The organism is Allobosea sp. 01N443 (genome assembly GCF_056399325.1).
In genome coordinates, this window is the sequence record NZ_JBFTRC010000001.1 from 1 (window position 1) to 24,287 (window position 24,287).

Genomic DNA, 24,287 nt, shown 5'->3' on the forward strand with positions numbered 1-24,287 from the left:
ACGCAAAGCTCCTTTAGATCAGCTATCAGGGCATCCACGACCTGCTTTTGATCATGTTGCCGCCGTTTCGCGAAATGGAAGTCACTGATGTGCAGGATTGTCTTAAGCGTCGGCTGAGTCATCTGCGGTTCCGGCCTGCATAGTTTTGCCGTGGCAAGTTACCTTAGGTTGAACGGTATTGTCCGATCTGCTCGCCCCTACTTTAGTATATAGAGCGCCGCCAACCGAGCGCCCCCCGGGGGGCGCTCCTCGGAGGCGTGCGAATGGGCTTGCTCGGCCTCTATCAGCCTTCCCGGCGACTGGTATCGGCTGCTAGATCGGTCGCTTCGAGGATCTAGAGGTAGCTGAGGAGTAGCTGGCGAAATCGCCGACCATACTCAGCTTAAGTGCCTGAAAAGATTGGAGCGGGCGATCGGGATCGAACCGACGACATTCAGCTTGGGAAGCTGACGTTCTACCACTGAACTACGCCCGCATGCGCTCGCAGCGACCGCAGATCAACGGCGAGGACGCGAATCTCATAGCGGCTTCCGGCGCAGGTGTCATCCGGCAATCGTGCAGGATGGGAGCGTCTGATTCAGTCAGTCGCGAAAATGCTTCGAGAGCTTGAGCGCCTGGCCCTGGTAGTTCGATTTCAGGTCGGCGCCATAGAGGGCGTCCGGCCGTGCTGCCATGTGCTCATAGACCAGTCGACCGACGATCTGGCCGTCCTCGATGATGAAGGGCACGTCGCGCGAGCGGACCTCGAGAACGGCGCGTGCGCCCTTGCCACCGGCGCCGCCATGGCCGAAGCCGGGGTCGAAGAAGCCGGCATAGTGGACGCGGAACTCGCCGACGAGCGCATCGAATGGCGTCATCTCGACGGCATAGTCCGGGGGCACATGCACCGCCTCCTTCGAGGCCAGGATGTAGAACTGGTCCGGATCGAGGATCAGGGAGCGCGAGGCGTCCGCCTGGATCGGCTCCCAGAAATCAGCGACGCGGTAGGCACCKACCCGGTCGACATCGACGAGCGCGGTATGGCGCTTGCCGCGATAGCCCACGAGGCCGTCGAAGCCGGCGAGATCGACGCTGACGGCGACGCCGCTCTGGAAGGAGGGAGTGGCCGCGCTGACCAGCGTCTCGCGCTCGTGCAATTCCCCCAGCGTCCGGTCGTCGAGCCGGGCATCGCCGGCGCGGAAGCGGATCTGAGAGAGCCGCGAGCCGGAGCGCACCAGGACCGGGAAGGTGCGTGGCGAGATCTCGATGAAGAGCGGGCCCTCATAGCCTTCCTCGACCAGATCGAATTCGCGCGCCCGGTCGGTGATGACGCGGGTGAAGACATCGAGCCGGCCTGTCGAGCTCTTCGGGTTCGCCGCGGCGCGCAGGCCCTGGGGCAGCGCCAGCCCTTCCATCAGCTCGGCGACATAGACGCAGCCGGTCTCGAGCACAGCACCCCTGGTCAGGTCGATCTCATGCAGGGCGAGCTGGTCGAGCCGCCGTGAGACGGTCGACCCGGGGCCGGGCAGAAAACTGGCGCGGACGCGATAGGCCTTGTCGCCCAGCCTGAGGTCGAGGCTGGCCGGCTGGATCTGGCCCTCCGCGGGCGGCCGCGCGAGCTTGATCACACCTTCTTCGATGAAGGCACGGATGCGGCTGTCGGGCTGGATGCCGGGCAGGAAGGGCAGCATGAGCGTCGGACCTGTTCAGCATGAGCTAGCGAAGCCTGGCATGAGGGCCAGGCGGGCCAGTCCTATCGCCCGTTTTCGGGGCGGTTGTCCATGCGGGAATCATTCTGTCCGCCGCCGCGCCGGGCCGGACGCAGGACTGGCCAGCGCGGCTTCGGGATTGACGCTGCCGCCGGCCGGTCCATAACAGGGACGTCGTTCCCGGCCCAATTCCGCCCGCCGGCGAACCGCAACGGCACGGAGCCGCTGAGCATGTATCAGGCGCAAACCCGAGGCGTGCGCGTGACCGCCGTTCCCGAGTTCATGGAACGGGAATCCGCCCATGAGCAGGGTCGCTATTTCTGGGCCTATACGATCGAGATCGTGAACCAGTCGCGACAGACCGTGCAGTTGATGACCCGCCACTGGTTCATCACCGATGGCCGTGGTGAGGTCCATGAAGTGCGCGGCGATGGCGTGGTCGGCAAGCAGCCGGTGCTGCGGCCGGGCGAGAGCTTCAGCTACACCTCGGGCTGCCCGCTGATGACGCCCGACGGCTCGATGCGTGGCTATTACGCCATGCTGGGCGAGGATGGTGTGGTCTTCGATGTCGAGGTGCCGTTGTTTCCGCTCGATTCCCCCTATGTGAAGAAGGTTCTGCATTGACCATTCCGACCACGGCCGCGCGGCGCTACACGCCGCTCGAAATGCTGTCGCGCCTCGTCGCCTTCGACACGGTGAGCGCCAAGTCCAATCTCGATCTCATCGCCTTCGTTGCGGATTATCTCGAGAGCTGGGGTGTGTCCTCGATCCGGATTCCCAACGCCGAGGGCGACAAGGCTGCGCTTTTCGCCACAATTGGCCCGGCCGATCGCGGCGGCATCGTCCTGTCCGGCCATACCGATGTCGTGCCCGTMACGGGGCAGGCCTGGTCGAGCGACCCCTTCACCCTGCGCATTGCCGATGGCAGGGCCTATGGTCGAGGCGCCGTCGACATGAAGGGTTTTGTGGCCCTGGGACTGGCCCTCGTGCCGGAATTCCTGGCCGCCAGACTGACGACGCCGATCCATCTCTTCCTGTCCTATGACGAGGAACTCACCTGCCTCGGCGTGGTGGACGGCATTGCCCGCATGGGTCGCGATCTGCCGCTGCCGCGCGCTGTCATCGTCGGCGAGCCGACTTCGCTCGAAATTGCCGACGCCCATAAGGGCATCCGCACCTTCAATACCGTCGTCACCGGCTTCGCCGCCCATTCCTCGAAGCCGCATCTCGGCGCCAGCGCCGTCCATGCCGGGGCGTTGCTCGCCGCCGAGCTTGACCGGATGGCGCAGGAGCTGATGGAACGGGCCGACCCGGCAGATCGCTTCGATCCGCCCTACGACACGGTCCATGTCGGCAAGCTCCATGGCGGAATCGCCCGCAACATCCTGGCCGATCGCTGCGAGCTTGGCTGGGAGGTGCGTACGTTGCCGGGTTCGGACCCCGACGAGGTGCCGCATCGCTTCGCCGCCTATGCCGAGACGGTGCTCGCGCGCATGCGCCGCACCGCGCCGTCCTCGACGATCACGACCGTGATGACATCGGATGTGCCGGGTCTTGCGCCCGATGCCGGCTCGACGGCGGAGGCCCTCACGATGCGGCTTGCCGGCCGCAACAGCACGATTGCCGTGCCCTATGCGACCGAGGCTGGGCATTTTCAGCGCGCCGGCCTGCCGACGGTCGTCTGCGGCCCCGGCTCGATCGATCAGGCGCATCAGCCTGACGAGTTCATCACGCTCGAGCAGCTCGCCGCCGGCGAGACATTCATGCGCGATCTGATGGAGAGCTGCCGGAGCTGAGAGGCTCTGAGCCCCCGCATCGGTGACGRCAGGCAGCCGGGGCGAGCGTCGCCTCGGTGCGTTGGGGGTGAGGTCTGCCCAGCCAGCCGCGCAGCCCGATGTTCTGCCGTTCGGCGCGCCCCGGGCGCACCATCCGGGCCAGGTGCGTCGTCTTGCCCGTGCTGAACTTGCTCGCATAACGCCGTACACGTCGCAGCGCAGTCGCCCGTGCAGGGACGCCTGCGCTGTCTTGCCTCGCTTGCGCGCGGCACGCTTCACTGGAAAATGCATACGCTTAGGAATAATGTATGCAGACATTGATTGGATGTAGCGAGCGATAATCCATTGCTCGCCGAACTCTGGTGAAGCGATGGAAAACGCGTCAATCTCGGCGCTCGCCTGCGGGAAACCTGCCTCGGCAGCGGCATGGGTGAGGAGCTGAGATGTTCGGTCTGACCGCACTCGAGCTGGCCCGCATCCAGTTCGGCTTCACCATCTMGTTCCACATCGTCTTCCCGGCGATCACGATCGGGCTCGCGAGCTATCTCRCCGTGCTGGAAGGCCTGTGGCTGTGGAAGCGCGACACCGTCTATCGCGACCTCTACCATTTCTGGTCGACGATCTTTGCCGTGAACTTTGCCATGGGCGTCGTCTCCGGGCTGGTCATGGCCTACCAGTTCGGCACGAACTGGAGCTATTTCTCCTCCTTTGCCGGCAGCGTCACCGGGCCGCTCCTCACCTATGAGGTGCTGACCGCGTTCTTCCTCGAGGCCGGCTTCCTCGGCGTCATGCTGTTCGGCTGGAACAAGGTCGGACCTGGCCTGCATTTCTTCGCGACGATCATGGTCGCGCTGGGCACGCTCGTCTCTGCGACCTGGATTCTTGCCTCCAACAGCTGGATGCAGAYGCCGCAGGGCTTCGAGATCATCGACGGTCGGGTCATCCCGGTCGACTGGCTGAAGGTCATCTTCAACCCGTCCTTCCCCTATCGTCTCGTGCATATGACCATCGCCGCCTTTCTCGCGACGGCGCTGTTCGTCGCCGCCTCCGGCGCCTGGCATCTGCTGCGCGGCCGCAACACGCCGGCGATCAGGACGATGCTGTCGATGGCGATGTGGATGCTGCTGGTCGTCGCGCCGCTGCAGGTTGCCGTTGGCGATGCGCATGGCCTGAACACGCTCAAATATCAGCCGGCCAAGATCGCCGCGATGGAAGGACACTGGGAGAACAAACCCGGCGAGGGCGTGCCGCTGGTGCTGTTCGGTTGGCCCGACATGGCGGCCGAGACAACGCGCTACAAGCTCGAAATCCCCCGCCTGGGAAGCCTGATCCTGACCCATGACTGGAATGGCCAGATTCAGGGCCTGAAGGAGTTCGCTCCCGAGGACCGGCCCAATTCGACCATCGTGTTCTGGAGCTTCCGCATCATGGTCGGCCTCGGCTTCCTCATGCTGGCGCTCGGCCTCTGGAGCGTCTGGCTGCGCTGGCGCGGAGGATTGTACGAGTCGAAGCTGTTCCTGCGCTTTGCCTTGCTGATGGGGCCGTCGGGGCTGGTCGCCATCCTCGCAGGCTGGTTCACGACGGAGATCGGTCGTCAGCCCTGGATCGTCTATGGCGTGATGCGAACGAAGGACGCAGTCTCCAACCACTCGGCACTGGCGCTGTCGGCGACGCTGATCGTCTTCATCGTCATGTACATCGCGGTCTTCGGAACCGGTGTCAGCTACATGCTGAAGCTGGTGGGACATGGTCCAGAGAGCCACGGCCCGGAGCCGGAAGCCCATGGCGATGAGCTCTTGAATCAACGCCCGGCCCGGCCGCTCTCGGCCGCGCCGGATCACCTCGATGCCCCCAGCGGCGCCGGCAAGGGAGCGTGAGCGAGATGGGTATCGATCTTCCGATCATCTGGGCGGTGATCATCGGCTTCGGCCTGATGATGTATGTGATCATGGACGGTTTCGACCTCGGCATCGGGATCCTGTTTCCCTTCGTGAAGGGGCGGGAGGATCGCGACACCATGGTCAACACGGTGGCGCCGGTCTGGGATGGCAATGAAAMCTGGCTGGTGCTGGGTGGCGCAGCGCTGATGGCCGCTTTCCCGCTCGCCTATGCCGTGATCCTCAGCGCGCTTTATCTTCCGCTCGTCCTGATGCTGGCCGGGCTGATCTGGCGCGGCGTCGCCTTCGAGTTCCGCTTCAAGGCCGATGAGGCGCACAAGCCGTTCTGGGACAAGGCCTTTGCCTGGGGCTCCTACATCGCCACCTATTTCCAGGGCGTGTCGCTCGGCGCCTTCATCAATGGCTTTGTGGTGCGCGACGGCGCCTTTGCCGGCGGCGCGCTCGACTGGCTGACACCGTTCAGCCTGTTCACCGGCCTTGGTCTTCTCGTGGCCTATGCGTTGCTGGGCAGCACCTGGCTGATCATGAAGACGGAGGAACAGCTGCAGCAGCGCATGATCGCGCTCGCCCGCCCGATCGTCATCGCCCTGCTCGTCGCCATCGTGCTTGTCAGCCTGTGGACGCCATGGCTGCATCAGCGCGTGGCGGAACGCTGGTTCACGCTGCCGAACCTGTTCTTCTTCGCGCCCGTCCCCATCCTTGTCTTCGCGACGGCCGCGCTGATCCTGTCGGTGCTGAAGCGGTCGCCGCATGCAGCGCCCTTCCTGCTGTCGCTGGTGCTGCTCTTCCTCGGCTATAGCGGCCTTGCGATCAGCCTCTGGCCCAACATCATCCCGCCCGACATCTCGATCCGCGCGGCAGCGGCTCCGCCGCAGAGCCTGGGCTTCACCCTGGTCGGGGCGCTCTTTATCATCCCGATCATCCTCGCCTACACCGCGTGGTCCTATTACGTGTTTCGCGGCAAGGTGAAGGCGGGGGAGGGCTACCACTGATGGAGCCGGTCACTGCCCCTCGCAAGTCCTGGCTCAGCCGCTTCGGCTGGCTCGTCCTGATCTGGGGCGCAAGCGTGCTCTCGCTCGGCGTCGTTGCCCTCGGCTTCCGTCTTCTGATGAAGGCCGCCGGGCTGTCGCTCTGAGAGAACAGCGCCGGAGCGAGAATCGCGGCAGCGTCAGGGCGAGGTGTTCAGCCCCGCCTCGACCTCGGTCGGGTCGAAATCATAGCGCCGCGAGCAGAATTCGCAGGTGACGGCGAGCGTGCCGTCATCGGCGACCATGGCCCGGCGGTCCTCGGCGGAAAAGCCGCGCAGCATGCCGAGCACGCGCTCACGCGAGCAGCGGCAGGATTCATGCACGATCACCGGCTCGAAGACGCGTGCGCCACGCTCGTGGAACAGGCGATAGAGCAGCCGCTCGCTTTCCAGCATCGGGTCGAGCAGTTCGTGGTCCTCGACCGTCTCGACCAGCGAGCGGGCCTCGGCCCAGGCATCGTCGGCGATCCCGTCGGGGTGGTCGCTGGCCAGGATCTCGTGCCCCTGCGGGGCATCGCCCGGATGGATGTCGGCGGCGCGTAGCCGGTCGGGCGAGGTCGGCATGAACTGCACGATCAGCCCGCCAGCTCGCCATTGCCGTCCCGCGCCTGTGACGACGCTGCCGACGCCGAGCCGCACCCGGCTCGGAATCTGTTCGGACTGCTTGAAGTACTGGTGCGCCGYGTCTTCGAGGCTCTGATGTTCGAGCGCGACCACGCCCTGATAGCGCGTCGACTGCGAGCCCTGATCGACCGTCAGGCCGAGATGGCCCTTGCCGAGCAGATCGCCCGTGCTCAACGTGCCCTCAGCGACCGCCTGCTGTAGCCGCGCCTCGTCGTAATGCGCGACGGCGCGATAATTGTCGGGCGCGTTGAAATCGACCACCAGCATGGAGATCGGCCCGTCGCTCTTGGTCTGGAGCTGGAAACGGCCTTCGAATTTAAGTGCGGTGCCGAGCAGAACGGTAAGCGCGGCTGCTTCGCCAAGGACGCGCGAGACCGGCTCCGGATAGTTGTGACGCTCGAGGACTGTGTCGATCGAGGCGCCGAGCCGTACGACCCGGCCGCGAATGTCGAGGTCCGGGACCGTGAACGGCACGACCCGATCGTCTAGCGCCGCCGTCTCCGAGGGGGTGTCAGCGACGGCCATCAGGCTGCGACGCCGCCAAAGCACCAGGCCAGGATGCCCTTTTGCGCATGCAGCCGGTTCTCGGCTTCGTCGAAGACGGCCGATTGCGGGCCGTCCATGACCGCATCGGTGACTTCCTCGCCGCGGCTCGCCGGCAGGCAGTGCATGAAGATCGCATCCTTTTCGGCGCGACCGAGCAGGCGCTCGTCGACCTGGTAGGGGCGCAGCAGATTGTGGCGCGTGCCTTCCTCGTCCCCCATCGAGACCCAGCAATCGGTGATGACGCAATCTGCGCCCTCGACCGCGGCTTCGGGCCGGCTGGTCAGCCGGATCTTGGCGCCCTGCTTGCGAGCCCAGTCGATCAGGGCCGGCGGGGGCGACAGCTCTTCCGGCGTCGCGATCGCAAGCTCGAAATCGAGCCGCCCGGCCGCGTGCACCCAGGAGGTCAGGACATTGTTCGTGTCGCCTGTCCAGGCGATGCGCTTGCCGGTGATCGGCCCCCTGCGCTCCTCGAAGGTCATGACGTCGGCCATGACCTGGCAGGGATGCTGGCGCTTGGTCAGCCCGTTGATGACCGGCACGGTGGCATATTTCGCCATCTCGACCACGGAATCATGGTCGAGCATGCGGATCATGATGGCGTCGACATAGCGCGACAGCACGCGGGCGGTATCGGCAATGGTCTCGCGCTCGCCGAGCTCGATCTCCTGCCCCGTCACCATCATCGGCGAGCCGCCAAGTTCGCGGATGCCGACGTCGAAGGAGACGCGGGTCCGCAGGGAAGGCTGTTCGAAGATCATGGCGATGACCTTGCCTTCGAGCAGGCGGTCGGAGGCTGCCGCCGGCGTGCGGCGGCGGGCCTTCATCTCCTCGCCCGCGCGCAGGATGGCGCGGAGCTGGTCGCTGGAGAAATCGGAAAGATCGAGGAAATGGCGCATCGTCGGCGCTTCCTTCAAAAAAAACGTGCCGTGGGCGGAGGGTTCGTTATTCGGCCGCCGGTCGCTTCAGGGTGGCCTCGACCGCTTGCGCAGCCCTTTCGAGCCGCACGATCGCCTCCGCGGCATCGGCCTCGGTGATGACCAGCGGCGGCAGCAGGCGCACGACATTGTCGCCGGCTGCGACGACCAGCAGCCCGGCCGCACGCGCCTCGACCACGAAATCGGTGTTCGGCGTGTTGAGCTTCAGGCCGATCATCAGCCCCTCGCCGCGGATCTCCGAGATCACGTCGGGATGGTGATCCCTGAGCTGGGCCAGCGACTGTCGCAGGCGCAGACTCATCTGCTGGACGTGATCGAGGAAGCCCGGCGCCAGCACGACATCGAGCACGGCATTGCCGACCGCCATGGCGAGCGGATTGCCGCCGAACGTCGTGCCATGCGTGCCGAGCGTCATGCCCGAAGCCGCTTCCTCGGTGGCGAGGCAGGCGCCCATCGGGAACCCGCCGCCAATGCCCTTGGCGATCGCCATGATGTCGGGCGCGACGCCCGAGAGCTCATAGGAGAAGAACTTGCCGGTGCGCCCCACGCCGGTCTGGATCTCGTCGAAGATCAGCATCAGGCCATGCGTGTCGCAGAGCTCGCGGAGCAGCTTGAGGAAGCGCACGGGCGCGGAGCGCAGGCCACCCTCGCCCTGGATCGGCTCGATCATCAGCGCAGCCGTCTCGGGCCCGATCGCGGCCTTCAGCGCGGCCTCGTCGTCGAAGGGCACCTGGTCGAAGCCGTCGACCTTCGGGCCGAAGCCGTCGATATATTTCTGCTGGCCGCCGGCAGCGATGGTCGCAAGCGTACGACCGTGGAAGGCGCCCTCGAAGGTGATGATGCGATAGCGCTCGGGATGGCCTTTCGCAGCATGGTACTTGCGCGCCATCTTGATGGCGCACTCATTGGCCTCGGCGCCGGAATTGGTGAAGAACGCCCGTTCCGCGAAGGTCGCCTCGCAGAGCCGCCGGGCCAGCCGTTCTCCTTCCGGCATGCTGTAGAGGTTTGAGGTGTGCCAGATGCGCGAGGCCTGCTCGGTCAGCGCCTGGACCAGATGCGGATGCGCATGGCCGAGCGCATTGACGGCGATGCCTGCGCCGAAATCGAGATAGCGCTGGCCGTCCGAGGCGACCACCCAGGCGCCTTCGCCGCGCTCAAGCGCGATCGGCGCGCGAGCATAGGTCGGCAACAGCACGGACTGGGAGGGATTAAAGGGAGCAGGGGTCATGACAGGCGATCCTCACGGAAGGGCGAATGAGAACGGGTGGGCGCTGGATGGAAGAACGGAGTCGCGGGGCAAGAATTGGCAGCCCTCTGCGACCCGCCGGCGACATTATCGTCGCAGCCAGTTCCCGACGTCTCGTCGCGCCGTCATCCGCATCACCAAGAAGACCTTGATCCGTCAAAAACATAAGCGCCGCCCGTGGAAGGGCGGCTAGGTCGGCGAGACTATGCAAAACCGGTCCCCCGCTGTCAATTCCGCGCCGTAAGGTCAGTTGCTCCGCAGGTGGGGGCTTGACCCGCGATCCGCGAATGGCTGGGGAAAAACCAATTTCCGATTCGGGGACTCTTGTGGCCGAGTCCCGGCATCTTGTATGGTCCGGTTTGTCAGATACGACATCTCGTGCGGCGTCTCCTGTACCGTCAATTCCGGGTGTAACGGCCTCCGTTTAACAGCGGGAGCTGCCGGTTTCGGATTCCGCCCACGATCGGCCCATAGGCCGGTTCCGTGAAGGAGCTGGCCCGATGAGACAGGTGAAGCCATGAACGACGTCGGAGCATGGACGGACGAACGCGTCGAGCTTCTCAAGAAGCTCTGGAGCGACGGACTGAGCGCCAGCCAGATTGCGGGCGAACTCGGCAACGTCACGCGTAATGCCGTGATCGGCAAGGTGCACCGGCTTGGTCTTTCCGGGCGAGCCAAGAGCCCGGCCGCTTCGTCGACGCCGCGCCCCCGCAAGGCGCCGACCCGCGCGCCGAGCCATCCTGTCGGCGGCAATGCCGGCATGACCCGTGGCGCCAATGCGCTCGCGCCGCAATATGAGCCCGAGGTCGAGGTCGAGGCACAACAGGCGCCGGCTTTGCCTGAGGACGTCGTGGTGCCGTTCTCCGATCGGGTCACCATCATGGACCTGCGCGAATATATGTGCCGCTGGCCGATGGGCGACCCGACCACGGCGGAATTCCGCTTCTGCGGCGGCCGTTCGCAGACCGGCATGCCCTATTGCAGCTACCACGCCCGGATTGCCTATCAGCCCGCGGCCGATCGCCGTCGCGACCGCAAGGTCGTGCGCGCCTGAGCCAAGGCTCCTTGGATCTGAAATCGAAGCCGGCCCCGCAAGGCCGGCTTTTTCATTGGGGCCCGCGGGAGCGGAGCGGGTGATCCCGACTTTACGGTCGCTTAACCCAGTTTGCGTCGCTCGAGGCGCTTGCTCCAGCGCGATAGCGCGTAGCAGATCAGCCAATAGATCGCCCCGGCAAAGGCATAGGCCTCCATGTTCATCCCGACCCAGTTGGGGTCGGCAAGCGAGGCCTGGGCGATGCCGAGCAGGTCGAGGATCGAGACGACGAGCACGAGCGTCGTGTTCTTGATCAGCGCGATGAATTCGTTGGTCATCGCCGGCAGCGAAATCCGCAAGGCCTGCGGCAGAACGATCAGCCCGGTTGCCTTCCAATAGGTCAGTCCCAGCGCGGTTGCGGCCTCGCGCTGGCCGGAGGGAAGCGCCTGCAATCCGCCGCGGACGGCTTCGGCCATATAGGCGGCGATGACGAGGCCGAGCCCGATCACGGCGCGCGCCAGGCGGTCGATGCCCGTGCCGCTCGGCAGGATCAGCGGCAGCAGCAGCGAGGCGAGGAAGATGACCGCGATGATCGGCACGCCGCGCCAGAACTCGATGAACAGCACGCTGATCAGCCGCACCACCTTGAGCTGCGACTGGCGTCCAAGCGCGAGCAGGATGCCGAGCGGGATCGCGATCAGGCTGGAATAGACCGAGATGAAGAGCGTCAGCATCAGCCCGCCCCACTCGCGCGTCTCGACCGGGCGCAGACCGAACCCGCCGGCAAGCAGCCAGACGCCGAGCGGTGGCAGGATGATCAGCGCCAGGATCGCGAGCCGGATCCGCATGGATTTCGGCGAGAGATAGAGGCCGAGCCCAGAGAGTGCGAAGATTGCTCCGGTGAGATCGGCCCGCCAGCGCTCGTCGACGGGATAGAGCCCATACATGAACTGGCCGAAGCGGGCCCGAATGAAGACCCAGCAGGCACCGCTGCCGGTGCAATCATTGCGCGTGGTGCCGGACCAGGTCGCGTCGATCAGCGCCCAGCGGATCAGCGGGACCGCGACCCAGGCGATGCCGAGTGCGAGGACCACTGTGAGGGCGGCGGTTGCCGGCGTGCCGAACAGCCTCTGGCGCCAGAGCGGAAAGGTCGCTGCGCTCATCGGGTCACCAGCGCGATCCTGGCATTGTACCAGTTCATGAAGGCGGAGACGGCAAGCCCGATCACCAGATAGACCGCTAGCGTCATGGCGATGATCTCGATCGCCTGCCCGGTATTGTTCAGCGCCGAGCCCATGAACAGGCTGACGACGTCGGGATAGGCGATGGCCGCACCGAAGGACGAGTTCTTCAGCACGTTGAGATATTGGTTGGTCATCGGCGGCACGATCACGCGCAGCGCCTGCGGGATGACGACGAGCCGCAGGATCTGGCCGGGACGCAGCCCGAGCGCTGCAGACGCCTCGCTCTGGCCATGCGGCACGGCCTGGATGCCGCCGCGCACGATCTCGGCGATGAAGCCCGCCGTATAGGTGACGAGGGCCGCCAGCAGCGCGACGAATTCGGGGATCACGACGAAGCCGCCGCGGTAATTGAAGCCGCGCAGCACCGGCACGTCCCAGCGCACGGCGAGTCCGGCCCAGGTGACGGCCAGAGCGGGCACGATCAGGACGAACAGGATGCCCAGCATGAGCACGGGCGCATCGCGGCCGGTCTCCTCCTTGCGCCGGCGTGCCCAGCGCATCACCAGCCACTGTATGAGCCAGGACAGGAGCATGATCGCCAATGCCCAGCGGAAGGGCGCCGGCGAGTCGGGCAGCGGCATCGTCAGGCCGCGATTATTGAGGAAGGCGACGCCGAATAGGCTCAGCGAGGCGCGTGGCGCCGGCAGGGCCGCGATCACGCCGAAATACCAGAACAGGACGAAGAACAGCAGCGGGATATTGCGGACGAACTCGATATAGGCACCGGCAATCGTCGAGAGCAGCCAGTGCGAGGACAACCGCGCGATGCCGATGATGAAGCCGAGCACGGTGGCGAGCGCGATCGCGATCACCGTGACGAGCATCGTGTTGGCGATGCCGACCCAGAACAGCGCGAGGATGTTGTCCTGCTGGGTGTAGCCGGTCAGGACGAAGGGAACCTCGATCCCCGAAGTGCGCCAGAGAAAGTCGAAGCCCGACGCGATGCCGGCCTTGACCATGTTCTCCGAGGCGTTGCGCACGAACCAGACGATCGCGCCGACGAGCCCAAGCACGAGCGCGACCTGATAGAACAGGTCGCGCACCCGCTTGTCGTTGATGAAGGACAGAACGCTGGCCACGGTTGCCGCCTCTTAGACAAGTGGCGAAGGAGGGGCCCCATTCCTTGCGGAGCGTAGCGCAGGCCCGGAAACCATCGAAAGGCGCTGCGCGCTGCGATGGCTTCCGGAGCTGTACGGCTTCGCCGCCTGCCCGGAATGACGCCCGGTTTCTCGAAGCACCGTCAGGCGCCTGATGCCGTGGTTCTCACTGGAAAGGCGGCGTGAACAGCAAGCCGCCCTTGGTCCAGAGCTGGTTCTGGCCACGCTCGAGCTTCAGCGGCGAGCCCATGCCGACCGAGCGCTCATAGCTCTCGCCATAATTGCCGACCTGCTTGATGGCCTTGTACATCCAGTCGTCCGGCAGGCCCATCATCGCGCCGAAACCGCCTTCGACGCCAAGCAGGCGGCGGACTTCCGAGTTCTTCGAATTGGCCTTCATCTCATCGACATTGGCCGAGGTGACACCGAGCGCCTCGGCGGCGATGGTGCCATTCAGCACCCAGCGCACGATCAGCTGCCAGCGCTCGTCGCCGTAGCGCGTTACCGGCCCCTGGGGATCGTTCGAGATCGGCTGGGTCAGGATGATGTGCTCGTCGGGGACCTTGAGCTTGGCGCGTTGGCCGGCGAGCGCGCCGACGCCGGCGGTATAGGCGTCGCAGCGGCCGGCATCATAGGCGGCGATGGCGTCGTCGTTCTTCTGGAAATTGGTGATCGTGACCTTGAGGTTGCGCTCGCGGAACCAGTCAGCCGCGTTCTTCTCTTCGGTCGAGCCGGCTGCGACGCAGACCGAGGCGCCGTCGAGATCGGCCGCCGTCTTGGCATTGGTCGACTTGCGGACGATGAAGGTCTGGCCTTCGTAGAAATTGATGCCCTGGAAGTTCAGGCCCAAGGTCGCGTTGCGCGAGAAGGTGATGGTCGAGTTGCGCGAGAGCAGGTCGACCTGGCCCGATTGCAGGATCGGCCAGCGCTGCTGAACCGAGGTCGGCGTGAACTTCACCTTGGTGGCATCGCCCAGCACGGCCGCAGCCAGTGCCTTGCAGTAATCGACATCGAGCCCCGTCCACTCGCCCTTGTCATTGGCGAAGGAGAAGCCGGGCAGGCCGAGATGCACGCCGCATTCGAGATGCCCGCGAGCCTTTATGGCATCCAGCGTCGGGCTCGGCGCCAGCTGTTGCGCATGGGCGGAGGTCGCCGCGACTGCGAGGGCGGCTGCGGCCCCCAGGATCATCATCTTCGTCATTGTCATTCCCCCGAAGCCTGGGCGGCTTTCTGCATGGTGGCGCGACTATGCAACAGCTGAGCGGCGAAGGGGAGTGGGTGGAATTCGAATCCCGGATGCGATGTCGAGTGGAAGACGGCTGGCGACACCGTCATCCCTGCATCACTGCGCGGTCATGATGGCCTGCACGAATCCGTCTTCGACATAGGTGACGCTGCCGTCCGGCAGTCCGAGGATGCGGTCAATGGCGATGCCCTGGAAACGCAGCTGCTGATCGAGCGCATCGATCGCCGCCGGAGCGTCCGGGGTTCCCGATGCCGAGATCGCCCGGGCCATGGCGTCGTGACTGGTGGCGCTGAGATGCAGCACGATCTCGGCTGCGATTCCGGCATCGGGCACCTTGAACACGCCTTCGGCCTTCCCCGCCGCGATGATGCGGGTGAGCACCGGGACCGCGAGCGGGATCACGGTTGCGTTGATGCGGTGATAGAGCACGATGTTCTCGGGCTTGAAGAGGACATCGAATGTCGCTCTGAGCCGGGGTGCATCCTCGAGCTTGATTTGCCGGGCGCGCGCCAGAAAGCCGTTCAATCGCGCAAGCGGTGGGAGATCGGGCGCCTCCGTCAAATCCGTGAGGCGTTCGACCGAGGTCAGGGCGAGCCGAGACGCCAAGGCGGCAAGCAGGTCCTCCTTGGCGGTGAAGTGGTGATAGAAACCGCCCTTCGAGATGCCGGCACGTGCAATCACATCGTTGATCGTCGTGCGCTCGTAGCCGCGTTCGAAGAACAGCGCCTGGGCGCAGTCGAGCAGCTCGTTCCTGCGATCATCGGGGTGTTTCACCACGCGGGGCATGCCGGTTCGGTCTCTCCAACTTGACGACCGACCGTCGGTCTGTAAAATGACCGACGGTCGGTCTGTAACTTTAGCGCCTGGATCGATGCGGGGGCAATGAATAATCGCGTCGCGCCATGCTGCTGCTGCCGCCGCCTCCTCCTGGGAGGGATGCCTTGAAGCTCGTTCGTCGTCTGCTCGTCCTGGCCGCGCTCGCCGTCGCGACTGCGGCCTACTGGTCCGCCACCCGGCCGGCGCAGGTCTCCAGCGTGCTGGCGAAGCGTGGCGACGCGGCGGCCATCGTCTATGCGACGGGCGTCGTCGAGCCTCGGACCTGGGCCAAGGTGACCCCGCTCATCCGCGAACGCATCGTCGAACTCTGCAACTGCGAAGGCATCCGGGTCGAGGAGGGGCAGATTCTGGCCAGGCTGGACAGGGCCCAGRCCGAGGCGACGCTGGCCGAAATGAAGGCGCGCCATGCCCTTGCCTCGACGGAGCTTGAGCGGCTTTCGACGCTTGTCGAGCGCAAGGTCGTCACCCAGCAGGCGCTTGATCGCGCCCGCAGCGAAATCGGCCAGGCCGCGGCGCTTGTCGCAGGCCAGACTGCCCGGCTGGAGAACTATCTGCTCCGCGCGCCGATGCGTGGCACCGTCCTGCGCCGCGACGGCGAGGTTGGCGAGATCGCCGAGCCCGGCACGGTGCTGTTCTGGATTGGCGAGGCGAAGCCGCTGCGCGTCGTCGCCGAGGTGAACGAGGAGGACATTCCCCAGGTCAAGGTCGGCCAGAATGTCTTGCTGACGGCCGATGCCTTCCCGGGCCGGAAGCTTGAAGCCACGGTCGACAGTATCACGCCCAAGGGCGATCCGATCGCGAAGAATTATCGTGTCTATCTGTCTTTGCCGGATGAGACGCCCGTGATGATCGGCATGACGGTCGAGATCAATGTCATCGTGCGGGTGTCGCAGAATGCCCTGCTGCTGCCGAACAACGCCGTGCACGACAATGCGGTATTCGTCGTCGAGGGCGATGTCGTGCGCCGCCGCGAACTGACGATCGGTATCCGCGGCACGAGCGAGGTGGAGGTTCTCTCGGGGGTGCCGGACACGGCGCGCGTCGTTGCGCCCTATCCCGAACGTCTCAGTGACGGCGCGCACGTCAGGGCTCAGGGAGGGTGAGGCCATGCGGCTGATCCTCGATCTTGCCTTGACGCATATCCTCGGGCGCGGTCGGCAGACGCTCGTCGCCGTGCTCGGCGTGGCGCTCGGGGTCGGCTTCTCCATCGCCATGGCGGCCCTGATGCAGGGGGGCGAGGACGATTTCGTCGCGAGGCTCGTCGACACCATGCCGCATGTCGCCATCACCGACGAACGGCGCGCCGCACGCCGGCAACCCGCGCAGGACCAGTTCGCATCGGTTCGGATCGCCGGGCTGAGACCCAAGGACGATCGTCGCGGTATCCTCAACCCGACCGAAGCGACGGCACTGCTGAGAGCCTGGGTTCCCGGCCGGATGGCATCGGGCCTGAAGACGCAAGGGGTGGTGCGCTATGCCGGGCGCGATGTCGGCATCGGCATCATCGGCATCGAGCCGCAGGCCGAAATGCGCGTCTCGTCGATCGCCAGGGATTTCCGCCAGGGGAGCTTCACCTCGCTGATCGCCGGGGGCAACAACATCGTCGTCGGCGACCGCCTGGCCCAGCGTCTTGGTGCCGAACTCGGAACAACCGTGACGGTGGTCTCCTCCACCGGCCAGACCCGTGCCTTCAAGATCGTCGGCCTGTTCCATACCGGAACGACCGCCCGTGACGAGGGAGAGGGCTATGTTCTGCTCAAGAACGCTCAGATCCTGAGCGAGCGGCCGAACGCGATCAACGAGATCCGCCTGAAGCTCGACGATCCCGCTTCCGCTCCCCAGGTGGCACGGCGCGCGGAGGCGCTGATCGGCTACAAGGCGGTCGCCTGGCAGGAGGCGAACGAGTCGCTGCTCGAGGCTTTGGTGATCCGCAATGTCATCATGTACACCGTCGTCGGCGCCATCCTGCTGGTCGCCGGCTTCGGCATCTTCAACATCATCTCGACCATCACCCATGAGAAGGCGCGCGACATCGCCATCCTGAAGTCGCTTGGCTTCACGGAAACCGACATGCGCCGTCTGTTCCTCCTGGAGGGGCTTGTGCTCGGGGCTGGAGGTTCGCTGATCGGCTGGGCGGTCGGCCTTGCCCTGTGCTTCGCGCTCTCGCTCGTCCGCTTCGAACTCTCGGGGGCCTCAGTGGTGCAGGAGATCACGCGGCTGCCGCTGGCCTGGAGCCCCTGGCATTACCTGATTGCGGCCGGGTTCGCCCTGGTTTCGGCCGGGATAGCCGGCTATCTGCCGGCGCGGCAGGCGGCGCGGCTCAACCCGGTCGATATTATCCGGGGGGCGACATGACGGCGCTGATCGAAGCAGCCGGCCTGACGCGCGTGCTCCCGGCCGCCGTGCCCGTGACCCTGGTGCAGGACGTGACGCTGACGATCGGCGAGGGCGAATTCGTCGCCATCACCGGCCCGTCCGGCTCGGGCAAATCCTCGTTGCTCTATCTGCTTGGCCTGCTCGACCGGCCGACAACCGGCCTGCTCCGCATCGGCGGCCGCGACACCGATGGGCTCGGCGAACGGGAGAAGGCGCGGATCAGGCTGGAGACTCTCGGTTTCGTCTTCCAGTTCCATTTCCTGCTGCCGGAATTCACCGTGCGCGAGAATGTCGAGATCCCGATGCGCCGGCTCGGGCGCCTGACGTCTGGAGCGATGCGCGAGCGCTCGACGCAACYGCTCGAGGCGCTCGGCCTCGTCGACCATCTCGACAAGCGGCCGGACCAGCTTTCGGGCGGGCAGCGCCAGCGTGTCGCGGTCGCCCGTGCTCTCGCCAACGACCCGCCTCTCGTGCTCGCCGATGAGCCGACCGGCAGCCTCGACAGCAAGAACTCCGAGCAGGTCTTCGCGATTCTCGACGCGCTGGTGCGTGAGCGCGGCAAGACCGTGATCGCGGTGACGCATGACCTGGAGATGGCGGCGCGGATCGGACGGCGCATCCATCTCGTCGATGGCCGGGTGACCGAGGACGAAACCCCGACGGAGGGCTGAGCCGCCGCCCGCGCGAGCGCCTCAGGTGCCGAACACCGTGTTCAGCTGGCTGCCGACCATGATGAAGGTGGTGCGCTTGGGCATCTCCTTCAGCCGCACGGCGCCGATATAGGTCATCGCCGAGCGCACGCCGCCCATCAGTTCCTGCATCGTGCCCTCGACCGGGCCGCGATAGGGCACCTCGACGGTCTTGCCTTCCGAGGCGCGGTATTTGGCGACGCCGCCGGAATAGCGCTTCATCGCCGTGTCCGAGGACATGCCGTAGAAGGTCATCGCGACCGGAACCTTCTTGCCGTCGTGCTCCTCGTACCGGATCTTGCCCTCGCATTCGTCATGGCCGGCGAGCATGCCGCCGAGCATGACGAAATCGGCACCGCCGCCATAGGCCTTGGCGAGATCGCCCGGCACAGTGCAGCCGCCATCTCCGCAGACCAGACCCTTCAGGCCATGGGCCGCATCGGAGCATTCGATGATGGCGGAGAGCTGCGGATAGCCGACGCCGGTCATCTTGCGGGTGGTGCAGACCGAGCCGGGGCCGATGCCGACCTTGACGATGTCGGCGCCGGCAAGAAGCAGCGCTTCCGTCATGTCGCCGGTCACGACATTGCCGGCCATGATCGCCGCATGCGGGAAGGCTTCGCGGGTCGCCTTGACGGTGTCGACGAATTTTTCGGTGTAGCCATTGGCGACATCGAGGCAGATCTTGCTGATCGGCGCCTTGGAATGGACGTGCTTCAGCTTCTCGTGATCGGTCTCGGTGGTGCCGAGCGAATAGAAGGCGTTGGCCGATTCCTTCTCCTTGAAGAAGGCGATCAGATCGTCGGCATCGTAATGCTTGTGCAGAGCCACCATCGCGCCGTGCTTCAGCAAGGCGCGCGCCATGCCCATGGTGCCGACCACGTCCATGTTGGCGGCGATCAACGGGAAGCCGGTCCAGTCCTTGCCTGTATGGGCGAAGCGGAACGTGCGGTTGACGTCGACATGGGCGCGGCTGCCCAGTGTCGACCGCTTGGGCCGGATCAGGACGTCTCGGAAGTCGAGCTTGGGATCGTTCTCGATACGCATGATGGAAGCCTCGGCTGCTTTGGCGCGGAATTCGGGCGCACGCTGAGGAGGCGTGCCGGGACTCATAGCCGGTCCGGGGCCTTGGACGCAAATGGCGTGCAGCGGCCGTTCGCGGCAACACTTTAGCAGTTGCTAAAATAATTCTGGACGGACTCGCTGCCTCAAGATACTTAAGCGTATGCTTCACCAATCGGCGCAACTCGACTTGATGTTCCAGGCCCTGGCGGACCCGACCCGCCGGCTGATGGTGGAACGCCTGTGCGACGGGCCGGCGTCCGTGAGCGAGCTTGCCGCCCCGMTGGCGATGACATTGTCGGCCGTCGTGCAGCATCTCGCCGTGCTCGAGGAAAGCGGCCTCGTCCGCTCGCAGAAGCAGGGCCGCGTCCGGACCTGCCATGTCGAGACCCAGGCCCTGCGCGCCGCCGAACGCTGGATCAACGAGCGCCGGATGCTGTGGGAGCGGCGCTTCGATCGCCTCGGCGCCTATCTCGCAGAAAATCCGGACGAGCCGGATGACGGAAGCCCGGCATCGAGCAGAGGAGCACGGGATGACAGATCATAGTGTCACGCACGCCACCTTCACCATCGAGCGCGTCTATGACGCCTCCGCGGCCCGCGTTTTCGCGGCCTGGGCCAATCCGGCGATCAAGCGGCGCTGGTTCGCCTGCCATGACGACTGGGCGGCCGGCGCACACACGCTCGACTTCTCGGTCGGCGGCCAGGAGCATTCGACGACCCGGGATTCCGACGGCGTCGACCATGTCTATGACGCGGTCTACCAGGATATCGTGCCCGGCAGCCGCATCGTCTACGCCTATGCGATGCGCTTGGCCGAGCGGCGCATATCGGTGTCGCTGGCGACCGTTCTGTTCAGGTCTGAAGGCGCGCAAACGCGGCTTGCCTTTACCGAGCAGGCTGCCTTCCTCGACGGTTACGACCGCCCGGAGGAACGGGAACACGGCACCCGCATCGGCCTCGACAATCTCGCCCGCGAATTGCAGCGCCAGTCCGCCGCTGCCTGATGTCTCACGGAGGCTCGACCATGTCCCTGACGCTGCATTTCCACCCGCTGTCCTCGTTCTGCCAGAAGGTGGTGATCGCGCTCTATGAGAACGGCACACCCTTCACGCCAAAGCTTGTCGACCTGGGTGATCCGGAACAGCGCATGGCTCTGCTGCAGCTCTGGCCGATGGGTCGATTCCCGCTGCTGCAGGATGAAGCGCGGGGCCGCATCGTGCCTGAGTCCAGCATCATCATCGACTATCTCGACCAGACCTATCCGGGGGCGCTCAGGCTGATCCCTGACGATGCCGGACACGCGCTCGAAACCCGGCTGCAGGACCGCTTCTTCGACATTTATCTCAATGAGACCATGCAGAAGATCGTCGGTGACCGCATCAGGCCGGCCGACGGCAAGGATCCGACCGGCGTCGAACAGGCAAGGAAACGGCTCCAGACGGCCTATGACGTGCTCGAGCATACGCTGGCCGGACGGCGCTGGGCCGCAGGGGATGCTTTCACCATGGCTGACTGCGCTGCCGCGCCGGCGCTCTATTATTCCGAGCTCGTGCTCCCGTTCCGCGACACGCACAAGGCCGTCGCAGCCTATTTCGACCGGCTGCTGGAGCGCCCGTCCTATATGCGCGTGCTGCGAGAGGCCGCGCCCTACCTGCATATGTTTCCACGCGGTTAGCGGCTATCGCGAACAACCCTTGCATCATGACTGCACACTGTGTCGCTCGCGATGAAGCATGCCATCAGCTTGCGCCGGCGAGCGCCTCGGCCGCCTTGCGCGCGACCACGGCGTCATAGGCGGCCCGCAGCCGCGTGCCGACGCTGAGCCAGCCGGGATTTGCGCGTCGCGGATTGGGCTGGCCGAGATGGCTTTCGCGCAGTTCGTCCATGAACTCTTCCCAGAGGGCGGGTCCGCCCTCGGCCAGCAGTTCGGCGCGGATCGAGAGTTCCTCGCTGACCGGCAGGAATTTCAGCCCCCAGCACGACATTTGGGCCAGCGCCGGCAGGAGCCCGATGCCCTTCTCCGTCAGGCTGTAGGTCACCTTCTGCTTGTGGCTCGGGTCGTCGCTCCTGGTGATGATGCCCTGGTCGAGCAGCGTTTTCAGCCGGTCGGCCAGGATGTTGGACGAGATGCCCTCCTTGGAATGCAGCAGCAATTCCCGGAAGTGCCGACGGTTTCCGAACATCATGTCGCGAATGATGAGCAAGCTCCATTTGTCGCCGACCACCTCGAGGGTGAGGTTGATCGGACAGCCCGAGCGAGGATCGTCGGTCATGCGCAGTCTCCCGAAAGCCGGCTTTCAAATACCGCTTGCATTATGGGATCAGTCTCCCTAGCTTACAACCAGTTGCAAAAAGCAACTGGTTTTGATTTGGAGACGAATATGTCTGACCGCACCGTCACTCACGCCAGCTTCGTCATTGAACGCGATTATGCCGCTTCCCCCTCCCGGGTCTTCGCGGCCTTTGCCGATCCGGCGCAGAAGCGCCGCTGGTTTGCCGAGGGCGAAGGCTGGAGCATCGAGCGCTTCGATGTCGATTTCCGGATCGGGGGCTCCGAGCGCAGCAGCTTCCGCTATCAGGGCGGACCGCCGATCAGCAACGACACTACCTTTCAGGATATCGTGCCCGATCGCCRTATCGTCTCCGCCTACACCATGACGATCGCAGGCGAGCCGATTTCCGCGTCGCTGGCGACGGTCGAGCTCATTCCGGTCGGATCGGGCACCCGCCTCGTCTATACCGAACAGGCTGCCTTCCTCGACGGCAAGGATGAGGTATCCACGCGCGAGGCCGGCTCCCGCGAGTTGCTTGAGAGTTTGGCTCAGGAGCTCGAGCGTACCGCGGCGGCGGTCTGATCCTCGTGTCGGCCATAGGGGTCGAAAGCCTGGAGAGGAGGCGCAATTCCTCCTCCCAGTGCCTTGCCGGGAGTCAGGCCACCAGGCTCTTCGCCAGCATGCAGTGCACGCCCTTGGAGCCGTTGACCGTCTGGGTCACACGCAGGTCGGCCGCGAGGCTGCACAGCATATAGGCCTCCTCCCGCGTCAGTTTGGTGCGTTCGCAGATCAGGACGATCATCTCGCGCAGCGCCTTCTGAGCGCAGATGTCGAGATCCGGGTCGATGCCCATGGTGATGTGATGCGTCGGCGTCTCGGCGCGCGGCGTGGTGAAGCTCAAATCCTCGCGCAGGATGAACTCGAAGGTGCCTTCCAGGGCGGTCTCGATCGCGGTGACGCAAACCTCGCCGTCGCCCTGGGCGCCATGGCCATCGCCGCAGGAGAACAGCCCACCTTCGACGAAGACGGGGAGATAGAGCGTCGACCCCGCTCCCAGTTCCTTGTTGTCGAGATTGCCGCCGAAGGCGCGCGGCACCAGCGAGCTCTGCCGGCCCCAATGCGCGGGCGGAGCCACGCCCATCACGCCGAAGAACGGCGCGAGCGGCAGCTCCATGCCCCAGGGCAGATGCGCCAGATTCCTTTCGGCATCGAGCCCGATATGGACAAGCTTATAGGTGTCGAACTCTTCCGGCAGGGTGCCGGCGAGAGGCCTGATGAACGTGTAGCCCCAATCGGTGCGGAGTTTGACCTCGCGGATGCGCACTTCGAGGACATGGCCGGGCCTTGCTCCTCTCACCGCGACCGGACCGGTGAGGATATGGCCCGGCATCGGGCGCTCGACCTTCGCGTGAATCTCGTGAGTTTCGGGCAGAACATGGAAACCCGATTTCGGCTGCTCTCCCGTGCCGCCGTTGATCGTGCGGATGGTGACGCTGTCGCCGCTCGCGATCGTCAGAACGGGCGGCAAGGCAGCGTCGAAGAAACCCCAGTGGCAGGTCTTCGGTCCGGCATCGAGCTGGTGATGGATCACGAGGGCATCCTGTAGCGGGCGCGAAGATCAGGCGGGAGGGGCAAGCGGCCGGGCGTTCTTGCGCATCGTGTAGAGCGTTGCCCCGATCACGAAGGTGGCGCCGATCCAAGTGGTGAGCGCCGGAATCTCGGAGAAGAAGACGAAGCCGGTGAAGCTCGCCAGCAGCAGGCGCGTGAAATCCAGCGGAGCGAGCGCGGCTGCCTCCCCGACCTGATAGGCGCGCGTGATCAGCCATTGCCCTGCCGTACCGAACAGGCTGAGCAGGATCAGCGAGAGCCATTGCTCGGCGGTCGGCTGGACCCAGAAGATCCAGGTCGGCACGGCGAGCACGATGATCAGCACGATGCCCTGGTAGATCAGGATCGTGTCGGTCCGTTCCGTCGCCGCCAGCTTGCGCACGCTGATGGTGATGCCCGCCCCGAGAAATGCGCCTGCGACAGACATCAGCGCGTAGATGTTCAGCCCCTGCGCCGATGGATTGAGCATGATGATGACGCCGATGAAACCGATGGTGGTCGCGACCCAGCGGCGGCCGTCGACCTTCTCCTTCAGCAGCAGCACCGCGGCGATGGTGACGAACAGAACCTGGCTGAATCCGATCGCGGTCGCCTGAGCCAGCGGAATGTAGATGATGGCGCTGAAGCCGCAGAGCATCGAAGCGAGCGTGATCAACCCGCGGAAGACCTGCAGTCCCAGGCGCGAGGTCCGCATCATGGCTGGCAGCTGGTTGGCCGCGAAGGCGATGATGATGACGCTCATGATCACCTGTCGGATCAGCAGCGTCTGGACCAGCGGAATGGCTGAGCCGATATGCTTGATCAGCCCGACCATCACCGCATAGACCAGCATCGACGACAGCATGTAGACTGAACCGCGCAGGTTCGGTGTCGAGCCGCGCCACCAATGCCTCAGCCGGTGCCGGCGGCCGGCGAACCAGCCGGAAGGGCCGGGTTCGATCACGCCGGGAATGGCGGCCAGCACGATAGGCGGAGCCTCGTCGCCTCTTGATTCTGGAGGTTCGGAATCCTCCGGCGATGCGTGCCGTAACGGCGTCGACAGCTCGCCGACACCGTCGTCAGAACCCGAGCCGCGCCGCT

General features: G+C 65.2%; 25 protein-coding genes and 1 tRNA gene. 13 read left to right on the plus strand and 13 right to left on the minus strand.

What is annotated here, in order from left to right; translation table 11 throughout:
* Positions 1-400: 400 nt before the first annotated feature.
* Both AC1DRP_RS00005 and AC1DRP_RS00010 read right to left on the minus strand, forming a co-directional pair.
* Positions 401-475, minus strand: a tRNA-Gly gene (locus AC1DRP_RS00005).
* Between the two features lie 106 nt (positions 476-581).
* Complete coding sequence (locus AC1DRP_RS00010; protein ID WP_441505030.1) at positions 582-1,670, minus strand: 2'-deoxycytidine 5'-triphosphate deaminase; 1,089 nt, start codon at positions 1,668-1,670, stop codon at positions 582-584.
* A 249-nt stretch (positions 1,671-1,919) separates the two neighbouring features.
* Here AC1DRP_RS00010 and apaG point away from each other — a divergent pair, with 249 nt between their 5' ends.
* The 5 genes from apaG (at position 1,920) to AC1DRP_RS00035 (ending at position 6,496) form a co-directional block, all read left to right on the plus strand.
* Positions 1,920-2,312: a Co2+/Mg2+ efflux protein ApaG gene (apaG, locus tag AC1DRP_RS00015; protein ID WP_069878462.1), complete on the plus strand. Its 393-nt coding sequence runs from the start codon at positions 1,920-1,922 to the stop codon at positions 2,310-2,312.
* Entirely contained in the window at positions 2,309-3,484 is a 1,176-nt protein-coding gene (gene argE, locus AC1DRP_RS00020) for an acetylornithine deacetylase (protein ID WP_441505029.1), read from the plus strand. The genes apaG and argE overlap by 4 nt, the downstream gene beginning before the upstream one ends.
* Before the next feature lie 422 nt (positions 3,485-3,906).
* Complete coding sequence (locus AC1DRP_RS00025; RefSeq protein WP_476767470.1) at positions 3,907-5,340, plus strand: cytochrome ubiquinol oxidase subunit I; 1,434 nt, start codon at positions 3,907-3,909, stop codon at positions 5,338-5,340.
* A 5-nt stretch (positions 5,341-5,345) separates the two neighbouring features.
* Positions 5,346-6,353 carry a cytochrome d ubiquinol oxidase subunit II gene (gene cydB / locus AC1DRP_RS00030; protein ID WP_476767471.1) on the plus strand — a complete coding sequence of 336 codons (1,008 nt, stop codon included), beginning with the start codon at positions 5,346-5,348 and terminating at the stop codon, positions 6,351-6,353.
* Entirely contained in the window at positions 6,353-6,496 is a 144-nt protein-coding gene (locus AC1DRP_RS00035) for a DUF2474 domain-containing protein (RefSeq protein WP_113516794.1), read from the plus strand. The genes cydB and AC1DRP_RS00035 overlap by 1 nt, the downstream gene beginning before the upstream one ends.
* Positions 6,497-6,529: 33 nt before the next feature.
* On the opposite strand, the gene AC1DRP_RS00040 is transcribed toward AC1DRP_RS00035, so the two are convergent.
* The 3 genes from AC1DRP_RS00040 to AC1DRP_RS00050 are packed head-to-tail and all read right to left on the minus strand — an operon-like array spanning position 6,530 to position 9,721.
* On the minus strand, positions 6,530-7,537 hold the full coding sequence (locus AC1DRP_RS00040) for an Hsp33 family molecular chaperone (RefSeq protein ID WP_476767472.1): 1,008 nt from the start codon (positions 7,535-7,537) through the stop codon (positions 6,530-6,532).
* Positions 7,537-8,454 (minus strand): ornithine carbamoyltransferase, encoded by a 918-nt coding sequence (argF, locus tag AC1DRP_RS00045; RefSeq protein ID WP_113516795.1) that lies wholly within the window; start codon positions 8,452-8,454, stop codon positions 7,537-7,539. The genes AC1DRP_RS00040 and argF overlap by 1 nt, the downstream gene beginning before the upstream one ends.
* 46 nt (positions 8,455-8,500) lie before the next feature.
* Positions 8,501-9,721: an aspartate aminotransferase family protein gene (locus AC1DRP_RS00050; RefSeq protein ID WP_441505026.1), complete on the minus strand. Its 1,221-nt coding sequence runs from the start codon at positions 9,719-9,721 to the stop codon at positions 8,501-8,503.
* Between the two features lie 535 nt (positions 9,722-10,256).
* On the opposite strand from AC1DRP_RS00050, the gene AC1DRP_RS00055 reads away from it, so the two are divergent.
* Positions 10,257-10,793: a GcrA family cell cycle regulator gene (locus AC1DRP_RS00055; RefSeq protein ID WP_113516797.1), complete on the plus strand. Its 537-nt coding sequence runs from the start codon at positions 10,257-10,259 to the stop codon at positions 10,791-10,793.
* Positions 10,794-10,894: 101 nt separating this feature from the next.
* Here the strand turns inward: AC1DRP_RS00055 and AC1DRP_RS00060 are convergent, their stop codons facing one another.
* From AC1DRP_RS00060 to AC1DRP_RS00075, 4 genes are all read right to left on the minus strand, one after another.
* Positions 10,895-11,935, minus strand: coding sequence for an amino acid ABC transporter permease (locus tag AC1DRP_RS00060; RefSeq protein WP_441491934.1), 1,041 nt, complete (start codon positions 11,933-11,935; stop codon positions 10,895-10,897).
* Complete coding sequence (locus AC1DRP_RS00065) at positions 11,932-13,095, minus strand: amino acid ABC transporter permease (RefSeq protein ID WP_441491933.1); 1,164 nt, start codon at positions 13,093-13,095, stop codon at positions 11,932-11,934. Before AC1DRP_RS00065 ends, AC1DRP_RS00060 begins: the two co-directional genes overlap by 4 nt.
* A 184-nt stretch (positions 13,096-13,279) precedes the next feature.
* The gene (locus tag AC1DRP_RS00070) at positions 13,280-14,314 is read right to left on the minus strand and encodes an amino acid ABC transporter substrate-binding protein (RefSeq protein ID WP_113516799.1); all 1,035 of its coding nucleotides are present in this window, start codon (positions 14,312-14,314) and stop codon (positions 13,280-13,282) included.
* A 141-nt stretch (positions 14,315-14,455) separates the two neighbouring features.
* Complete coding sequence (locus AC1DRP_RS00075) at positions 14,456-15,145, minus strand: TetR/AcrR family transcriptional regulator (protein WP_441491932.1); 690 nt, start codon at positions 15,143-15,145, stop codon at positions 14,456-14,458.
* Between the two features lie 155 nt (positions 15,146-15,300).
* Here AC1DRP_RS00075 and AC1DRP_RS00080 point away from each other — a divergent pair, with 155 nt between their 5' ends.
* The 3 genes from AC1DRP_RS00080 to AC1DRP_RS00090 are packed head-to-tail and all read left to right on the plus strand — an operon-like array spanning position 15,301 to position 18,243.
* Complete coding sequence (locus tag AC1DRP_RS00080; RefSeq protein WP_476767473.1) at positions 15,301-16,299, plus strand: efflux RND transporter periplasmic adaptor subunit; 999 nt, start codon at positions 15,301-15,303, stop codon at positions 16,297-16,299.
* 4 nt (positions 16,300-16,303) lie between these two features.
* The gene (locus AC1DRP_RS00085) at positions 16,304-17,551 is read left to right on the plus strand and encodes an ABC transporter permease (protein ID WP_476767474.1); all 1,248 of its coding nucleotides are present in this window, start codon (positions 16,304-16,306) and stop codon (positions 17,549-17,551) included.
* A complete protein-coding gene (locus AC1DRP_RS00090) occupies positions 17,548-18,243 on the plus strand; it encodes an ABC transporter ATP-binding protein (RefSeq protein WP_476767475.1) in 696 nt (231 codons plus the stop codon). Before AC1DRP_RS00085 ends, AC1DRP_RS00090 begins: the two co-directional genes overlap by 4 nt.
* 21 nt (positions 18,244-18,264) lie before the next feature.
* On the opposite strand, the gene AC1DRP_RS00095 is transcribed toward AC1DRP_RS00090, so the two are convergent.
* Complete coding sequence (locus AC1DRP_RS00095; RefSeq protein WP_441478548.1) at positions 18,265-19,308, minus strand: GMP reductase; 1,044 nt, start codon at positions 19,306-19,308, stop codon at positions 18,265-18,267.
* A gap of 178 nt (positions 19,309-19,486) precedes the next feature.
* Between AC1DRP_RS00095 and AC1DRP_RS00100 the strand changes: the two genes are divergently transcribed.
* The 3 genes from AC1DRP_RS00100 to AC1DRP_RS00110 are packed head-to-tail and all read left to right on the plus strand — an operon-like array spanning position 19,487 to position 21,001.
* The gene (locus tag AC1DRP_RS00100; RefSeq protein WP_476767476.1) at positions 19,487-19,870 is read left to right on the plus strand and encodes an ArsR/SmtB family transcription factor; all 384 of its coding nucleotides are present in this window, start codon (positions 19,487-19,489) and stop codon (positions 19,868-19,870) included.
* Complete coding sequence (locus AC1DRP_RS00105) at positions 19,857-20,330, plus strand: SRPBCC family protein (protein WP_476767477.1); 474 nt, start codon at positions 19,857-19,859, stop codon at positions 20,328-20,330. The genes AC1DRP_RS00100 and AC1DRP_RS00105 overlap by 14 nt, the downstream gene beginning before the upstream one ends.
* A gap of 20 nt (positions 20,331-20,350) precedes the next feature.
* Positions 20,351-21,001 carry a glutathione S-transferase family protein gene (locus tag AC1DRP_RS00110; RefSeq protein WP_441491926.1) on the plus strand — a complete coding sequence of 217 codons (651 nt, stop codon included), beginning with the start codon at positions 20,351-20,353 and terminating at the stop codon, positions 20,999-21,001.
* A 64-nt stretch (positions 21,002-21,065) separates the two neighbouring features.
* Here AC1DRP_RS00110 and AC1DRP_RS00115 read toward each other — a convergent pair whose 3' ends face one another.
* Positions 21,066-21,599, minus strand: coding sequence for a winged helix-turn-helix transcriptional regulator (locus AC1DRP_RS00115; protein WP_441491925.1), 534 nt, complete (start codon positions 21,597-21,599; stop codon positions 21,066-21,068).
* Positions 21,600-21,707: 108 nt separating this feature from the next.
* Between AC1DRP_RS00115 and AC1DRP_RS00120 the strand changes: the two genes are divergently transcribed.
* On the plus strand, positions 21,708-22,181 hold the full coding sequence (locus AC1DRP_RS00120) for an SRPBCC family protein (protein WP_476767478.1): 474 nt from the start codon (positions 21,708-21,710) through the stop codon (positions 22,179-22,181).
* Between the two features lie 73 nt (positions 22,182-22,254).
* Here the strand turns inward: AC1DRP_RS00120 and AC1DRP_RS00125 are convergent, their stop codons facing one another.
* Both AC1DRP_RS00125 and AC1DRP_RS00130 read right to left on the minus strand, forming a co-directional pair.
* Positions 22,255-23,190: an acetamidase/formamidase family protein gene (locus tag AC1DRP_RS00125; protein ID WP_476767479.1), complete on the minus strand. Its 936-nt coding sequence runs from the start codon at positions 23,188-23,190 to the stop codon at positions 22,255-22,257.
* Between the two features lie 27 nt (positions 23,191-23,217).
* Positions 23,218-24,171, minus strand: a complete 954-nt coding sequence (locus AC1DRP_RS00130; protein WP_476767480.1) for a DMT family transporter — start codon at positions 24,169-24,171, stop codon at positions 23,218-23,220.
* Positions 24,172-24,287 lie beyond the last annotated feature (116 nt).

What these genes read in the sequence shown, in the direction of transcription:
- AC1DRP_RS00035 (WP_113516794.1), top strand. Translation starts at nt 6,353, where the DNA reads ATGGAGCCGGTCACTGCCCCTCGCAAGTCCTGGCTCAGCCGCTTCGGC.
- AC1DRP_RS00050 (WP_441505026.1), bottom strand. Translation starts at nt 9,721, where the DNA reads ATGACCCCTGCTCCCTTTAATCCCTCCCAGTCCGTGCTGTTGCCGACC.
- AC1DRP_RS00095 (WP_441478548.1), bottom strand. Translation starts at nt 19,308, where the DNA reads ATGCGTATCGAGAACGATCCCAAGCTCGACTTCCGAGACGTCCTGATC.
- AC1DRP_RS00110 (WP_441491926.1), top strand. Translation starts at nt 20,351, where the DNA reads ATGTCCCTGACGCTGCATTTCCACCCGCTGTCCTCGTTCTGCCAGAAG.
- argF (WP_113516795.1), bottom strand. Translation starts at nt 8,454, where the DNA reads ATGCGCCATTTCCTCGATCTTTCCGATTTCTCCAGCGACCAGCTCCGC.
- AC1DRP_RS00060 (WP_441491934.1), bottom strand. Translation starts at nt 11,935, where the DNA reads ATGAGCGCAGCGACCTTTCCGCTCTGGCGCCAGAGGCTGTTCGGCACG.
- apaG (WP_069878462.1), top strand. Translation starts at nt 1,920, where the DNA reads ATGTATCAGGCGCAAACCCGAGGCGTGCGCGTGACCGCCGTTCCCGAG.
- AC1DRP_RS00085 (WP_476767474.1), top strand. Translation starts at nt 16,304, where the DNA reads ATGCGGCTGATCCTCGATCTTGCCTTGACGCATATCCTCGGGCGCGGT.
- AC1DRP_RS00105 (WP_476767477.1), top strand. Translation starts at nt 19,857, where the DNA reads ATGACAGATCATAGTGTCACGCACGCCACCTTCACCATCGAGCGCGTC.
- AC1DRP_RS00070 (WP_113516799.1), bottom strand. Translation starts at nt 14,314, where the DNA reads ATGACGAAGATGATGATCCTGGGGGCCGCAGCCGCCCTCGCAGTCGCG.
- AC1DRP_RS00055 (WP_113516797.1), top strand. Translation starts at nt 10,257, where the DNA reads ATGAACGACGTCGGAGCATGGACGGACGAACGCGTCGAGCTTCTCAAG.
- AC1DRP_RS00115 (WP_441491925.1), bottom strand. Translation starts at nt 21,599, where the DNA reads ATGACCGACGATCCTCGCTCGGGCTGTCCGATCAACCTCACCCTCGAG.
- AC1DRP_RS00075 (WP_441491932.1), bottom strand. Translation starts at nt 15,145, where the DNA reads ATGCCCCGCGTGGTGAAACACCCCGATGATCGCAGGAACGAGCTGCTC.